16 protein-coding genes are annotated in these 14,994 nt (G+C 64.3%); 13 read left to right on the top strand and 3 right to left on the bottom strand.

Going from position 1 to position 14,994, the window contains the following annotated elements; all coding sequences use genetic code 11:
* Positions 1 to 145: 145 nt before the first annotated feature.
* The 6 genes from FJW05_RS10545 to FJW05_RS10520 all read left to right on the top strand — a co-directional run bounded on the left by FJW05_RS10545 (position 146) and on the right by FJW05_RS10520 (position 6,055).
* A complete protein-coding gene (locus FJW05_RS10545) occupies positions 146 to 1,963 on the top strand; it encodes a portal protein (protein WP_246673333.1) in 1,818 nt (605 codons plus the stop codon).
* Positions 1,960 to 2,283 carry a hypothetical protein gene (locus tag FJW05_RS10540; protein ID WP_140631298.1) on the top strand — a complete coding sequence of 108 codons (324 nt, stop codon included), beginning with the start codon at positions 1,960 to 1,962 and terminating at the stop codon, positions 2,281 to 2,283. The genes FJW05_RS10545 and FJW05_RS10540 overlap by 4 nt, the downstream gene beginning before the upstream one ends.
* Before the next feature lie 320 nt (positions 2,284 to 2,603).
* Positions 2,604 to 5,231: a hypothetical protein gene (locus tag FJW05_RS27380; protein ID WP_181164901.1), complete on the top strand. Its 2,628-nt coding sequence runs from the start codon at positions 2,604 to 2,606 to the stop codon at positions 5,229 to 5,231.
* A 7-nt stretch (positions 5,232 to 5,238) separates the two neighbouring features.
* On the top strand, positions 5,239 to 5,535 hold the full coding sequence (locus tag FJW05_RS10530) for a hypothetical protein (protein WP_140631295.1): 297 nt from the start codon (positions 5,239 to 5,241) through the stop codon (positions 5,533 to 5,535).
* 44 nt (positions 5,536 to 5,579) lie between these two features.
* Entirely contained in the window at positions 5,580 to 5,819 is a 240-nt protein-coding gene (locus FJW05_RS10525; RefSeq protein ID WP_140631292.1) for a hypothetical protein, read from the top strand.
* Complete coding sequence (locus FJW05_RS10520) at positions 5,807 to 6,055, top strand: hypothetical protein (RefSeq protein ID WP_140631288.1); 249 nt, start codon at positions 5,807 to 5,809, stop codon at positions 6,053 to 6,055. The genes FJW05_RS10525 and FJW05_RS10520 overlap by 13 nt, the downstream gene beginning before the upstream one ends.
* A 431-nt stretch (positions 6,056 to 6,486) precedes the next feature.
* On the opposite strand, the gene FJW05_RS10515 is transcribed toward FJW05_RS10520, so the two are convergent.
* The 3 genes from FJW05_RS10515 to FJW05_RS10505 form a co-directional block, all read right to left on the bottom strand.
* A complete protein-coding gene (locus tag FJW05_RS10515; RefSeq protein ID WP_040980804.1) occupies positions 6,487 to 6,804 on the bottom strand; it encodes a YMGG-like glycine zipper-containing protein in 318 nt (105 codons plus the stop codon).
* Between the two features lie 203 nt (positions 6,805 to 7,007).
* Positions 7,008 to 7,409, bottom strand: a complete 402-nt coding sequence (locus tag FJW05_RS10510; protein ID WP_140631286.1) for a type II toxin-antitoxin system HicB family antitoxin — start codon at positions 7,407 to 7,409, stop codon at positions 7,008 to 7,010.
* A gap of 4 nt (positions 7,410 to 7,413) precedes the next feature.
* A complete protein-coding gene (locus FJW05_RS10505) occupies positions 7,414 to 7,602 on the bottom strand; it encodes a type II toxin-antitoxin system HicA family toxin (protein ID WP_140631283.1) in 189 nt (62 codons plus the stop codon).
* Between the two features lie 170 nt (positions 7,603 to 7,772).
* On the opposite strand from FJW05_RS10505, the gene FJW05_RS10500 reads away from it, so the two are divergent.
* From FJW05_RS10500 to FJW05_RS10470, 7 genes are all read left to right on the top strand, one after another.
* The gene (locus FJW05_RS10500) at positions 7,773 to 8,345 is read left to right on the top strand and encodes a hypothetical protein (protein WP_140631281.1); all 573 of its coding nucleotides are present in this window, start codon (positions 7,773 to 7,775) and stop codon (positions 8,343 to 8,345) included.
* Positions 8,346 to 8,543: 198 nt separating this feature from the next.
* Positions 8,544 to 9,449 (top strand): hypothetical protein, encoded by a 906-nt coding sequence (locus FJW05_RS10495; protein ID WP_140631276.1) that lies wholly within the window; start codon positions 8,544 to 8,546, stop codon positions 9,447 to 9,449.
* Positions 9,450 to 9,488: 39 nt separating this feature from the next.
* Positions 9,489 to 10,478 carry a Coat protein gene (locus FJW05_RS10490; protein WP_140631273.1) on the top strand — a complete coding sequence of 330 codons (990 nt, stop codon included), beginning with the start codon at positions 9,489 to 9,491 and terminating at the stop codon, positions 10,476 to 10,478.
* Positions 10,479 to 10,671: 193 nt separating this feature from the next.
* Positions 10,672 to 11,271, top strand: coding sequence for a hypothetical protein (locus FJW05_RS10485; protein ID WP_140631269.1), 600 nt, complete (start codon positions 10,672 to 10,674; stop codon positions 11,269 to 11,271).
* Positions 11,271 to 13,736, top strand: coding sequence for a hypothetical protein (locus FJW05_RS10480; RefSeq protein WP_140631263.1), 2,466 nt, complete (start codon positions 11,271 to 11,273; stop codon positions 13,734 to 13,736). The genes FJW05_RS10485 and FJW05_RS10480 overlap by 1 nt, the downstream gene beginning before the upstream one ends.
* Before the next feature lie 83 nt (positions 13,737 to 13,819).
* Positions 13,820 to 14,467, top strand: coding sequence for a hypothetical protein (locus FJW05_RS10475; RefSeq protein WP_140631261.1), 648 nt, complete (start codon positions 13,820 to 13,822; stop codon positions 14,465 to 14,467).
* Positions 14,468 to 14,471: 4 nt separating this feature from the next.
* Complete coding sequence (locus FJW05_RS10470; protein ID WP_140631258.1) at positions 14,472 to 14,993, top strand: hypothetical protein; 522 nt, start codon at positions 14,472 to 14,474, stop codon at positions 14,991 to 14,993.
* The last annotated feature ends 1 nt before the right edge of the window (position 14,994 follow it).

The following is a 14,994-nucleotide window of genomic DNA, read 5'->3' as shown; positions in this document are numbered from 1 at the left end:
GATCTCTTCCGCGGCCATGCTCGTTGGCCAAATTCGCCTCAGAGGTTGGCGATCCTTCGCGCCCCTCTCTGTCCTGCCGGACATCTCTCCCACGAGGGGAGAGATTGGCAGCTTCGATGCCCCCGCCAAACAAGCGAGATCCAAGATGACCGATTCCCGCGCCCGCGATATCCTGTCGCGACAGGCCGAACTCGAGACCGAACGCGCCGCCTACGAACCCGTCTGGGAAGCGGTGGCCGAGTTCTGCGATCCGGATGCGCCCGACATCTGGTCCGGTCGCCGCACCGGCCACGGCGAGAGCCAGGCCGAGCGACAGGAGCGGCGCGGCTCACGCGTCTACGCCAACACCATCAACTCCGCCGCCAACCGGCTCGCCGCCGGCCTGGAGAGCCTGATCATCCCGCAGTCCGAAAAATGGCACGGGCTGACCACGGCCGAGATGAATGACGAGGAGACCGACGAAGAGAAGGAATGGGCGGAGGCGTTGCGCGATTTCCTGTTCGCACTGCGCTATTCCGCCAACTCCAATTTCGTGCCGGCAACGCAAGCCTGCCTCAGGAACGTCGTGCGCTACGGCCCGGCCTATCTCTATGCCGAGGAAGGTTTTGGCGGCACGCCGATCCGCTACGCCTCGATCCCCGTGGTCGAAGGCTATCTGTCGCGCAACCGCTGGGGCCAGGTCGACATTTTTCACCGCCGCTACGAGCGCACGGCCCGCCAGGCGGCGCAGCTTCTGGGCTACGAAAAGCTACCGGCGCGCATCAAGGCGCTCGTCGACGATCCCGCCAAATGCGAGGAGAAGATATCGCTCATCCAGTGCGTCCAGCCGCGCGACGAGCGCCGCATGTACCGCAAGGGCGGCTCCTACCAATATCTCGACCAGGCCTTCGCCTCCTACCACGTCATCGAGGACGAGGAGGAGATCGTGAAGGAGAGCGGCTTCCGCACCTTTCCGGTCTCGACCTTCAACTGGCGCCGCTACGAGGGCGACGCCTATGGCATTTCGCCGGCCATCGAGGCGCTGACCACGGTGCGCGAGGAGAATGCCGTGCGCCGCTCAGGCCTGCGCGCGCTGCAGCAGATCACCGATCCGCCGACTGCCTCGAAAGCCAGGCTCGACTATGTGCCGGTGCTCAATCCCGGCGAGAATTATCCGGGCCTGATCGACGACAATGGCCGGCCGCTGATCCAGCCGATCGCCACCGGCCAGAACCCGAGCTATGCCTTCGACTATGCGGCCAGCCGGGCGGAGGAGATCCGCGACATGATGTTCGTCAACCTGTTCCAGACGCTGGTGCAGAACCCGCAGATGACCGCCACCGAGGCGCTGATCCGCCAGGAGGAGAAGGGCGCGCTGCTCGGTCCGTCCGGCTCGATCATCCAGGCGGGCTTCGCCGCCAATCTCGACCGCGAGCTGTCCATCCTCGAGGACAAGGGCCTCTACGACCAGGACAGCCGCTTCCGTCCGCCGGACAGTCTCGCCGGCAAAGCGGTGCGGCCGACCTTCACCGGCCCGCTCGACGTGCTGCGCCGCTCGGCCGAAGCCCGCGACACCATCCAGGTGGTGACCACCGCCATGCAGATGGCGCAGTTCGATCCCGGCATCATGGACAATATCGACGGCGACGAGGCGATCCGCGTCGTGCAGAGCGCCGGCCGCAGCCCGCAGCGCATTTTTCGGCGCAAGGACGAGGTGGAAGGTCTGCGCGGAGCCAGGGCGCAGGCGCAGCAAGCCCAGGCCGGCATGGTCGCGATCGCCACCGCTGGCAAGGTTGCGAAGGATGCCGTGCCGGCGGCCGTCCAGGCGCGCGACAGCGGCCTGCTGGACAGCCTGCAGGCGATGATGCAGGGCGCCCAGGCTGGCGGCAGCGCAGCTGGCGCTCCGGCCGGCGGCGCGCAAAGCGCGATTCCCGGCGGGCAGGGCGCCGGCCCCGCGGGCGGCGTCGCCAATGGTGGCGCATGAGCCGCAAACGCTTCGCCCGCCCCTCCGACGCCAGCGGCCCGCTCGCCGCCCGCGAGGCGCTGACCAAGGCCTATCGCCGCGTCTTTTCCGGCGAGGACGGCGAGTTGGTGCTGGCCGACCTCACCGCCGCCACCGGCTACTACCGCCGGCCGTCCTACGGCGACTGGCTGGCCCGCACCAAGACGCCCGAAGGTTTTGAGCTGCACAGCGCGCTCTCCAACGCGCGGGCGGAAGTGGTGCAGCACATCATGGGCTTCCTGGCGCTGGAAGACGCCGACCTCGCCGCGCTGGAAAAAGCGGCACGGGCCGAGGAGAGATAGCGCCTCTGCCTTCTCCCCTTGTGGGAGAAGGTGGATCGGCGCGCCAGCGCCGAGACGGATGAGGGGTGTTGGAAGAAACGAGGCGTCGCCAAACTCAGCTCCGCCTCAGGTGAGATGAGCGGCGCGCCAAGCTGGAGCACCCCTCATCCGGCCGCTTCGCGGCCACCTTCTCCCACAAGGGGAGAAGGAGACTCTGGCGCCCCTCATCGCATCCATCCAGGCTCCAGCCGAACCCTCCCATCCGCACCACCGAACCGGCCGCCACCTCGGCGGCTCGGCGCCGCGCGCCCTCTCAAACCGCCCGGGCAGGAAACAGTCCAATGGTCCACATCATCCCTCTTTTTGTCGGCGAACGCCGGCTCGATACCGGCAACGCGGTGCAATATCCGGACTCTTCGCCTGTGGGCGAAGCGATGCAACAGTTCGGCGACGGGTGGCAGGCCGCCGCTGAGCGCTACGAGCAGCGCAAGGCGCAGCAGCAGGCCTTCGACACCGAGATCGCCGCGCGCCGGTTGAACGGCGAGCTCGCCAAGGCCGAGGCCGAGACGGTGGCCAACTCCCCCGCCGACGGCGCCGGCCTGCACGAGGCCATGTATGGCCAGGTCGATCCGTACACCGGCCAGGTGGTAAGGACCGGCCAGTTCGACACGCTGTTCGGCAATTTCCTGAAGCAGGTGCCGCCCGAACTGCGCCCCGGTCTTGCCAGCCGCAAGGAAGCGCTGCGCGAGGCGGGCGCAATACGCCTGGCGCTGCAGCAAAATCAGCAGCGCGACGGCTATGAGTGGAACGAGTGGAGCCAGGCCGAAAACGAGTACGCCAGCGCAATCGCGCAAAGCGATCCCAAGGACACGGCCAACTTCGAAGCGATCAGGCAGCGCGGCCTCGATTTCATAGCCAATATCGGCAGTCCGCTTGCCCGGCACGTCGCGGAAGCGGCCTGGAAGAGCAATGCCGCCAAAGCGCTTGTCCAGGCCATGATCGCGCAGGACCCGCGCCGCGCCGCCGAGATGCTAGGCGTGGCGCAGGCCGGCGCGACCTCAGGCCGGGTGAGCGCCGCGGCGTCCGCTGTCGCCAATGCCGGTGCGGCGGCTCAAGCTGCCGCCGGGATATCCGGTGCGACTGCTGCAGACAGCGCGAACTCGGCAGGAAGTGAATCGCCCAAGCCTGATGGCACGGATGGCCCGGCAACCATACCTCTCGATGCCATCACCTACCTAAAACCCGGCGATCTTGCCGCGCTGAAGGCTCAGGCCAACAACGCCGCAGCGGCTCAGATGATCGGTGCGAATGCGCGGGTCATGCTTGCCGAGCAAAGCGCGCCGGCTGTCATCGCGGCCACCGGCAAATATCCCGAGGAAGACCCGACCGCGCAGGACTTCGTCCAGGTCTACGGCGCCGACCTGGGGCCAGAACGATTCAAACAATTCCGGATCAACACCGGCATCGGCAAAGCCTACTCCGATATGCATGCGGCGTCGAACCAGGCGATCCGTGCCGAGCTCCTGCACTCCAGGCCCAGGCCCGGCAGTTCGCTGGAAGCGCGCGAGCGTTACGACGTCAAGGTCGGCGCTGCTCAACTGCTCATGGCCGCCCGCGACGCCGATCCCGTCGCCTACGTCAGCCAGCTGTTTCGCGGTGACGCTCCGGACTGGAGCAGGGTCAAAACGCCCGAGGAATTTCAAGCCGCCGTCAACTGGGCGGGAGCAGCCCAGCAGCAACTGGGTTTCAGCAAAAGATTGCCGTTGCCTTGGGATTTCGCTGACCGGCAGGCTGCGGAATACATCGACCCAAGCAAGCCATTCAACGAGCGTCTTGCCGAGTTGAGTTCGCTTGTCCTGGCGGTTCGCGACCCGGGCGCACGCAGGGCAATGGCCAAGCAGGTTTCTTTGGCTGCGGAAGCCAGACTGCGCGCACAAGCGGCCCAAGATCCCAGCGTCACACCAGAGGCGTTGGAAAGTCAGATCGCCAAGCTGAAAGGCGAGATGGATTGGATCGGGGAACATCCGGCCCGAGCCCAATACAGCACCATGTCATGGTGGCTGCAGCAACCTGTCACGGCGTTTGGCGATATCGGTCGGACCATAGCCAAGGGCGCGACCGCCGGGGGCGCGGACAGTCTTGTCGCTGGGCTGGCCACCTCAGTATCGGGCGAGAGCTACGAGCAGCGTCTGGCCCGAGAGCAGGCCGAAACGGAGGATGCGGAGGACCGAGCCGGCTGGGCCGGTTGGGCGGCCGAGGCCCTTGGCGCTGGTCTGACCGGCTACGGCGCCGCAAAAGGCCTCTTTGGTCTGCTGGGCCGAGCTGGTGCCGGCGCGGCGGCGGAAGGCGGAGGCCTGACAGGCCTCGGCACTCGCACGGCCGTAGCGGGCGCCACCGGTGGCGTATACGGTGGGATATATGCCTACAACACCGATGAAAGCATTCCCGAGGGTGTGCTCACCGGCACAGTTGGAGGCGCCGGCCTCAACGTTCTTGCAGAGGGCCTCGGCGCGATTGGCAGCCGGATAGCGGCGAGATTTTCAGGTAGTTCGACCGTTGCAAAGCCAAAGGTCGCTTCGGATGATGTAGACTCATCAAAATTGGTCGCCAAAGCGGAAGAAATACCGCTAAGCGCCCCGACCGATGAGGTCATAGCGAGACCTTATTCGCACCTAAAAGATCCGCCAACTGTCGGGCCTGGCAAGGATTTTACCAAAGTGCAGAAGGTAAAGATGGCTGAAGAGAATATGAGAAGGAACGGTGGAATCTTAAGAGACGACGAAGACGGACAAGAATTAGTTCGGGCTAAGAAGAGTAAAAAGGGGATAACGCCGCCGCTGAATGAAGCTCAGGTTGACCATATTGATCCGCTATCTCCTGCCGATCCGTCAAAAACTCCAGGCACAAATAGCTATAGTAACGGGAGAATTGTAGCAAGAACGAGAAATAGAAATAAATCGAACAAATAGGGAAACCATGATTTGGAAATTTGAAGATCCGGAAAATGTCGCTGTCTTTGTAAACAGGAAGGCCATACGTGGCAATGGGTGGATTGCTCGCGTTGTGCATGACGATGACGATGGAGCATGGCAATTTCATGCGCATGAGTCTGAGGAATTTGATGATGACGACATTATGATTCTGGCTTTAAGAAAAATAGTCGATAGAGATGAGACTGTTATGGAACTGGCTGATTTGCCTTATGGTTGGCATGCCTGGCGTGAGACAAAATCTTCGCCATGGAAGCGAGCTAAGAGAGTTGGCGTGTCATAAAAGCTGGACCGAAGTGCTATTGAGGATCGGGAGCCGAGCAGCTAATGGACAAGATGGCAAATCCAGACCTCGGCAGCGTCACGCGCTTGCCACCTGCTGATGTCAGCACTGGAGACGATGACCTGGATTCCGCCCGGGTCGAGGCCCGTCAATATCTCGAGTTTTACAACTGGGTCCTATCCATCAAAGGCGAATATCTTGGATATGGCGCCGAGGGAATAATCTACATCTTCCTTTTCGAAATAGAGCCTGGGCGTCCCGAGGTGAACCGATGGACATGGTGATCGTTGGCGACGTGCCGCCGACATATATTCCTGCCGATGACGCCGCCACGCCTTTCGAAGCTCTTGATGGCTACATTGGTGCCCTAGAGGAATGGGTCAAGGCCGCGCGGCAGGGAAAGTCGGTAGCGAAGTTGATACCGGTAAATGTCGACGCAAATCCCACCAATGCGGAGATGCTGGCCGGCCGCCTCAAATTCCTCGACGAGAGAATTTTGCCGGAGCTCAAAGGTAGTTGAGCGATGTCGGCCGTCTTGGCTTTAGGGCACCCCGCCGCCGGTCGGCGGCAGCAATTTGCCTACGGCGCGCAGCCGATATCGTGCTGCGTAAATAGCGCTTCCGTGCCATCATCGGTGCGGACGGTGTAGAACGCGTGCAATTCGGTCTCCGCCGGCCGCCATTCGAACTATCGGGGATTTGCGTAAGGCGGGGCGAGCGGAGGAATAGGCGGCGTCGAGGCTTCCGATGTCCTCACCAAGCTGATTTATCAGCCGTAGGCGTCGACAAGATTCATAGTGGGCACCATTCCCGGTGCACTCATTCTCGATGCGCCCATAGATGGGTGGACGGATTGAGCCCTCGACAGCGCCAGCATCTCGGATCCTGGCGCTGCCCCTCACCCCCCTGCCGGGACCTTCTCCCCGTTGAACGGGGAGAAGGCGGCTAATGATCAATAATTGCCGTTGTAGTACCGGTCGTCGCAGGGGGCGGTGTAGATGCGGCCGTAGCGGTCCTGATAGCGGCAGAGCTGGTCGCCGCGGCGCTGCGGCGTGGTGGCTGAGCCGACCACGGCGCCGAGCAGGGCACCGCTGGCGGCGCCGATCACCGTGCTCTTGGTGTTGCCGCCGATCGCCTGGCCGACCAGCGCGCCGCCGGCGCCGCCCAGCAATGCGCCGGTGGTGGCCCGCTGCTGGCCTTCGGTCTGCGTCTCGCAGCCGGCAAGTGCCGCGGTCATCAGAACCGCCAGAATAGCCTTCTTGATGATCATCACTAGAACTCCTCTGAAGCCCCAGGGACAGACGACGGGGGCGAACGGCGATGAACTGCGGTCGCATTGCGGCGGAACGGCGGCGGAGCCCGCTCACGAAGTGAGTCACGGTTTCCCGGCGGTTGAACGCCATGGTTTCCAAACCGGAAAGATCAGTGTCAACAAGAGGATGGTGCTCCCGCCTGAATCAGAATGCGAAGTTCCTAGGCCGCTTCGTTACGCATCGCTTGTCTGGCGGCAGCGGTCAGAAACCCGGATCGGCTGTAGCCGTGACGTTCGGCATAGCGGTCGATTTCGCTGAGCACGTCTTCCGGAATGGTGATGTTGACGCGCACCACCTTTGTCGTTTCGGCCTTCAGCGTGACCAGGATGGCAACGCCGGCACGATTGTCCTCGTCGGCCATCACGTCCTCGAGCGAGGACGGCTCGGAAATGGCCCCGCCATCCTCGACAAGGCCGTCGACGTGAAAGGCCAGCGCCTCTTCGGCCAGCATGCGCGCCTCGTCGAGGCTCGTTCCGGCAGTGACCACGCCGGGGAAGTCGGGGAACGAGACACCGAAGTCGCTGTCCGCGTCCTTGTGGATCAGTCCGATATAGTGACGCATATTTCTACCTCAGCTTCAGGCCGGATTGCTTCTCGATCGATTTCAGCGTGCCGATCGGAATGTCGCGCTTGGGGTGCGGCACCGTAACACGGCCTGGTTTGGTGCTGTGCTTGAACTGGGCATGGCTGCCCCTGTGCGCCACCTCGAACCAGCCATCCGCAAACAACCTGTCGATGACATCGGCACTCTTCATGTTGTGTATTGATACACACAAGTCAAGGCCGCGTCCATAGAGCGGTAACACCCGGCCCGTCGCTGTCGCTTCGGCGTTCGTTGTTCGGAAAGCCAAGCAATTGGCTTTCCGTCCGCCGGGTGGACCACGCCTCACCCCCAGAAAATTCCCCCCAAGAATGGAGAACTGAAATGACCCGAGGACTTCCCCGGACCCTTGCCCGCGCCGCTGCCCGCGAGGCAGGCCTTGCGCCGCCCAAGCTCGGCCTCAAGGCTGTGACCAGCGGGCAGGGCGGTTCCTACCGCACCGTCTTTACCTTCGCCGGCATGCAGGTGCCGGTGACCGATGCGCTCGCCTATGCGAGCCAAAAGATCTTCGATTTTTCTGACGGCAAGGTGCGCATCAAGGGCGGCACGGCAAGGCTGCAGTTTGCCGTGCTGACCACTCGCGCATCCACCATAAACGACAACGCCGCGCTCACCTGGTCGCTGGGCTCGGCGGCGGCGTCGAGCGCCACGCTCGCCGGCACCATGGTCAATGTGCTGGCCTCCACCGGCCGCACGCTGGACGGCGCGGGTGCGACGCTCTCCTCGGCCTCCACCGCCGATATCGCCGCCGCCTCGACGCTCGACGGCTCGGCGACGCCGGTCGACCTCTATCTCAATCTGGCGTTTGCCACCGGCACGGATATCGATGCCGACGGCACGCTTACGGTGACGGGAACGATCACGCTGCTGTGGGAGAACTGGGGGGATAATGCGTAGGCGTTGACGCTCTCCTTCTCCCCTTGTGGGAGAAGGTGGCCGAGCGAAGCTCGGTCGGATGAGGGGTGCTCCAGCTTGGCGCACACTTCCATCCAATCACCAACGTCTCATTCCTTCCAACACCCCTCATCCGTCTCGGCGCTGCGCGCCGATCCACCTTCTCCCACAAGGGGAGAAGGCAGAAGAAAGGAACATCTCATGACAGATCTGGCAGAGGCCGGGTCCGTGGCTTCGCGGCCGGCGGGCAACCTGGCGACGCCTCCGGCTTCCGGGGACAACGGGTCCGCCCCGGCGGCCGGCAGAAGTTGGTTTGACGGTCTTTCCGAAGGCAACCGCAAGCTCGCTGAAGCCAAGGGCTGGACCAAGGCCGAAAACCTCGATCGGGTTTTCACATCCTATGCGGAACTGGAGCGCCAGCAGGGCGAAAGCCTGCGGGTTCCCTCAAAAGACGCGCCGAAGGAGGAGTGGGACAGGTTCCATTCCAGACTGCCGGAGGCGATGCGTCCACTGACTTCGGCCGAGAAGGTCGAATACCGGCGGCCTGAAAACCTGCCGGAGAACTTCGCCTATTCGGACGAGCTCGCCAACGCCTCGAAGGCCTGGGCGGTCGAAGCGGGCGCCAGCCCGAAGATCGCGCAGGCCTATCACGACCGCTTCGTCGGCTACATGGCCGAGCAGGCTGCGCAGCAGCAGGCGGCGCTTTCACGCTCGGTCGAGGCCACGCATGACGAGCTGGTGCGCGACTGGGGGCCGATCGACAGCGACGGCTTTCGCCAGAAGCTCGAGGTCGCCAACCGAGCGATGAAAAAGCTCGGCCTGGTCGACGCCTACAAGCAGAAGGGCATTCTTCTGTCCGACGGCGCGCTGACCGATCCGCAGATCGCCCGCGCCTTCCATGCGATCGGCGAGGCGATGTTCCGCGAAGACACGATCGACGCCGATGGAGCGCCGCGGGGGCAGAATCCCTTCCGGCGCAACGCCATCGGCGAGCGCAATATTTCGGCCATCTCCGCCCTTGTCAAAAGCGACCCTCAACGCGCCCGGCGGCTCGCCCGGGATGCCGGCGAAAATCCGGATCTCTGGATGCCCAACAACCCGCTCTAGCCGCCAGCCTGACCTCACCAGCCTCAAAGGAAAGACCAAATGGCAGACGCCTATACCCGCATCGCGGACGCGATCGTTCCGTCCGTCTATGCCCAGTACTCGTTCGAGGAGCATGTCCAGTCCCTCGAAATCTATCAGGCCGGCATCCTGTTTTCCGATCCGGCGATTTCCTCGAAACTGTCGATGGGCGGTCGCTCCGTCGACATGCCCGGATGGAAGGATCTCGGCAACGATCCGTCCGAACCGGTCAATGACGATCCGGCCGACTCCATCGAGATGAAGAAGATCGGCTCGCGCCGCGAGGTCGCCGCCCGCAACGTGCGCGCCCAGGCCTGGGGCGTTCCGGATCTGACCGCGATCCTTGCCGGCGACGATCCGCAGAAGCTGATCGTGCGCCGCCAGACCGAATACTGGCAGCGCGCCAACAAGCTCACCCTGCTCGGTATCCTCAAGGGCGTGCTCGCCGACAACGTCGCCAATGACGGCGGCGACCTGGTGCGCACCACCGGCGCCTCGATCGTCGACACCGACATCATCGAGGCGGCGTACCTGATGGGTGATCGCGCGGACAAGTTCCGCACCATCTGGATGCATTCCAAGCAGATGAAGGCCCTCAAGCTCGCCGACCTGATCGACTATGTGCCGTCGTCGGAGCAGGGCGGGCCGCTGATCCCCTATTACATGGGGCTGCGCTGCGTGGTCGACGACGACATCCCGGTCGCGGCCGGCGTCTACACGGCCTTCATGTTCAAGGACAAGGCGATCCTGTGGAACGAGCTGCCGGTCAACTCCGAAGGCGGCCCGCTCGAGTTCGACCGCAAGCCGCGCCAGGGCCATGGCGGCGGCGTCACCGAAATGGTCGGCCGCCGGCATTTCGTGGCGCACGTGCCGGGCACGAGGTTCCTTGATGCCTCCAGCGCCGGCGAGTTCGCCACCGACGCCGAGCTCGCGCTGGCCGTCAACTGGGACCGCACCGCGTCGAGCGTGAAGAACATGAGCTTCATCGCGCTGAAGACGACGGAAGCATAAGGCCGATGAGAGCGCTCCTCTCCCCGTCTCTATACGGGGAGAGGATGCCGGCAGGCAGGTGAGGGGCAGCGCCGGCGCTTCAAGGCTGGTGCCAATTGTTCACGCCGGCGCTGCCCCTCATTGCCCCTGCCGGGCATTTCTCCCCGTGAACGGGGACAAAGACGAAACTTCTCCCACCACGGATCACCAACCCATGGCCATCACCCCGCTCGACATCGCCAACATGGCGCTGGCCGTTCTCGACGAAGCGCCGATCGACTGTCTCGACCAGGACGTCAAGGCGGCCCGCCTGCTCAACCTCCACCACGACCTCACCCGCGAAGGAGAGCTCGCCAAGCACGCCTGGGTCTTCGCCATCCTCTCGGCGCAGGTTTTAGGTGCCGATACCGGCAGCGGCGACTGCACGCTGAACTATGCCTATGAATTGCCGGCCGACTGCATCCGTCCGCTGCCGCTGACGCGAAATGGCGAGCCGGACGGCCAGCCGATCTCCTGGCGCCAGGAGGCCGGGCTGATCTACTGCGACCAGCCTGGGCCGCTGACCATCCGCTACCTTGCCAATCTCTCCGATCCGAATGATTGGGACGCGCTGTTCACCGAAGTGCTGGTGGCGGCGCTGGCGATCAAGATCGCGCATCCGCTGACCCACAAGGCCGGCATGATCGACATCGCTCGCGCCGCCTATGACCGCGCGCTCGATGCCGCCTTCAGCGCCAACGCCATCCAGCGCGGAGGCCGGCTCTATACCGGCGCCTGGGCGGCTCAGCGCGGCGATTTCCGGAGTTTTCGCTGATGGCTGCGCTCTACCCGGTCCAGGACGTCTTCACCCGCGGCGAAATCTCGCCCAGGCTGCACGCGCGGGCTTCACTCGACCTCTACCGCGCGGCGCTCGCCAAATGCGAGAACTTCGTCACGCTGCCGCATGGCGGCATCCGTGCGCGCGGCGGCACTTACTTCGTCAACGAGGTGAAGAACTCGGCGAAGAAGACCCGCGGCATTCCTTTCATCTTCTCCTCCGAGCAGGCCTACTGCCTGGAGTTCGGCGATCAGTATATCCGCGTCTACGCCTATGGCGCGCGCGTCGGCACGGTCGAGATCGCCTCACCCTATCTCGAGGCGGATCTTTTCGAGCTCGCCTATGTGCAGTCGGCCGACCAGATGTGGATCACCCATCGCGACTATCCGCCCAAGGTGCTGACCCGCACCGCCCATACCGTCTGGGCCCTCGATGATTTCGAGTTTCGGGATGGGCCTTATGACGACATCAATGACACGGCAACCACACTGACCCCGTCAGACACTGGTCACCTGACACCGAAAATGACGGGGAACACGTCCCCCTATGGCACGGCGTCGGCCTCTGGCGGCGGCACCGATGCTTACCGGATGTTCAATCGGGATAAGATCAACAAGGTCACTTTGGACGGCGGGTCCGATGGTTATATCCGCTATCAGAGTCCTGGCGGCGCGCGACGGGTCGTAGACGCTTATTGGCTCACCACCTATCCGACCGCCACCTCCGACAACAATTACTTCACGGGTTGGGAGATCCAGGGCTCCAATGATGGTACGACCTGGGTGACGTTGGACTCCCGGACAGCTGAGACGGGTTGGGCGAACAGCGAGACACGGTTCTACGAATTTCACAATCAGGCAGCTTTCGAGTACTACCAGATGGCCTTCACCGGGGGCGGTGGACCGGACGCTGTGGATTGTCAGGCCGCGGAATTGGCCTTTCATGTTGCCGCTTCAGACCAGGCACCCTTCGATCTCACCGCTTCGGGTACCGCCGGCATCAATGACGGCGCCGGCTTTCAGCCCACCGATGTCGGCCGCGCCATCAGGCTGCTCGGCGCCGACGGCATCTGGCGCTGGGCCAAGATCACCGGCCGCACCAACGCGACCGTCATCAAGATCGTGCTATACGGCCATGCCTTGCCGAACACCAATCCGATCACCCGCTGGCGGCTCGGCACCTTCGTGCCCGGCAAATATGTCGAGTCCGGCTCGCTATACGAGGAGCGTCTGGCTTTCAGCCGTCGCTTCTCCGTCTATGCTTCGGCCACCGGCGACTTCGACAATTTCGCGCTCGGCGAGAAGGACGACGACGCGCTGGAATTTGTCCAGGCCGGCGGCGGCCAGGCCAACGATATCGTCTGGATCGCCGATTCCGACGGCGCGCTTCTGATCGGCACCTCCGGCGGCATCCGCGCGCTGTCGGGCTCCGGCATCGACGAGGCGCTGACTCCGTCCTCCTTCAAGAACCGTCGCTCACGCACCTTCGGCTGCGCCCGCATCCGCCCCGTCGATGCCGGCCAGTCCTTCCTCTATGTCACGCGCTCGCGCCGCTCGATTGCCGAACTGGCGCAGGTGCAGACCACCCGTTATCAGTCCGACGACATCGGCCAGATATCGGAGCACATCCCGAAGAAGGGTGTCGTCGAACTCGCCTACCAGACGGACCCGGACCCCATCCTTTGGTTTCCGCTGGATAATGGAGAGCTTGGGGGATACACGCACCAGCCGAGCCAGGAAGTTCGCGGCATGCACCGCCACCGCGTCGGCGGGTCGTATTCAGGGTCGGACTGGGCAATCGTCGAAAGTGCCGTGGTGACGCCCGGACAGAACGGCGTCGACGACATCTGGCTGATCGTCAAGCGCACCGTCGGCGGCGTGACCAGGCGCTACATCGAGGTGATGCAGACGCCCTTCGAATACGGCGCGCTGGAAGACGCCTTCCAGGTCGATTGCGGGCTGACCTATTCCGGCGCCGCGGTCAACGTTGTCTCCGGCCTCGGCCACCTCAATGGCGAGAAAGTCGACGTGCTGGCCGACGGCAAGGTCTTTCGCGGCGTCGCCGTCGCGTCCGGCCAGGTGACGCTGCCTGGCGGCGCAGCGGCCGCCAAATGGCAGGTCGGGCTTCCGTTTCAATCGCAGGCCGACACGCTGGAGCTCGATGTCGGCGGCCGGGACGGCTCGATCATCGGTCGCCGCAAGAAGGTGGCGAAGCTGATCCTGTCGCTGCTCGAGACCGACACGACAGGACTTCAGGTGCAGTCCTTCATCCGCGGCCGCTGGGAGGCCGTGCGCATGCCCTCGATCGTCGCGCCCGACGGCAAGGCGAAGCTCTATACCGGCAATGCCGAGGTGCCGATCGACGACAGCTGGGAAGGGCAGGGCAGGGTGAAGATCCGCCACGTCAATCCCACGCCCTGCACGATCCGTGCGTTTACCCCGGTGTTCGACGCCGAGCCTTAAGCGCCGGCGCTGAAGCTGCCAATCTCCCCCACAGGGGGAGATTGGCTCTCCTTCGCTCCGCTCCACCCACCCAAGGAACCCTCATGACACCCCATGCCGAAGCTCTCGGCAGGGCGCGGACGGCTGCGGATTTCGCAGCCGTCATCGCTTTGCTCGACACCGATCTCTCGCAAGCCGCCGCCGGCCGGCAAGGCCTGAAGCAAGCGGAAGACCGCGCCATTCTCGGCGATGGCGATCTCGCTGCCGCGCGGGCCGCGCTCGACGACTACAACGACAAGATTGCGATGCTGGAACGAACAATCGCCGCCGCCGGCAGCCGCCGCGATGCCGCCGCGGAAAGCGAGGCCCGCGCGGACATCGAGGCGCTTGCCGATGAGATCGAAGGCAAGGCGGCACTTCTCGGCACCCGCTGGCGCGCTGTTCGCCGGCTGGTCGAAGAATTGCGCGAGGAACTGTTTGAAGCCGATGCGCTGTCGCGCGCCATCGCCACCGCCAACGGCTTGTTCGACGCCGCCGGCCTGCCGCGCCTGAAGGTGAACCTTGCCGCTACCCGCCGCGCCGCCATGGCCGGCCCGCGCGCGGCGCCGCCGGCGCGCCTCAGCCGCGCCGGTCTGGCGGCCGACCGGCTGCTCCTTTCGCTGATCAGCACCGGCGGCGCGCTCGACCAACGCCCGGCGCTGCGCGCGCCCGTCGCGGGCGCAACCAGGAAACCCAAGACCCTGCGAGGCTGAACCCATGTGCACATTAGCTCTTCTTGGACTGGCAGGCACGGCCGTCTCGGTCGGCGGCGCCCTGATGCAGGGCGCCCAGCAGCAGCAATTGGCCAATTACCAGGCCAAGGCCTACGAGCAGCAGGCGCAGGCCGATGCGCAAAGCGCCGCCTTTGAACAGAGGCAGGAACGCCGCAAGCAGGATCTGCTCGAAGCCCAGGCGCGCGCCCAGGCGGGCGCTTCCGGAGTCGGCATTGCCGGCTCGCCGACCGAGGTGCTGGCGGCGAATGCCCGGCAGGGTCAGGTCGATCTCAATGCGACTCTGTACAATTCGCGGCTGCGCCAGAACAATCTCAACATCCAGGCCGCCATCTCGCGCTTCCAGGGCAGCCAGGCGATGACGGCCTCGATCTTCAAGGCGGGCAGTGGCCTCATCGACGGTCTGTCCGGCCTCTACGATCCGGCCAAGTCCGTGACCTTCGGCGGCTCGTCGCTCTCGCCTCGGGCGAGCAGGGCCATCATCGGCGGCTACACGGGGCTCTACTGAG

Source organism: Mesorhizobium sp. B2-9-1 (assembly GCF_006439455.1).
In the GTDB taxonomy this organism is placed as follows: Bacteria; Pseudomonadota; Alphaproteobacteria; order Rhizobiales; family Rhizobiaceae; genus Mesorhizobium.
The sequence above is the reverse complement of the archived record's forward strand: the minus strand, read 5'-3'. Positions and strand labels throughout refer to the sequence as shown.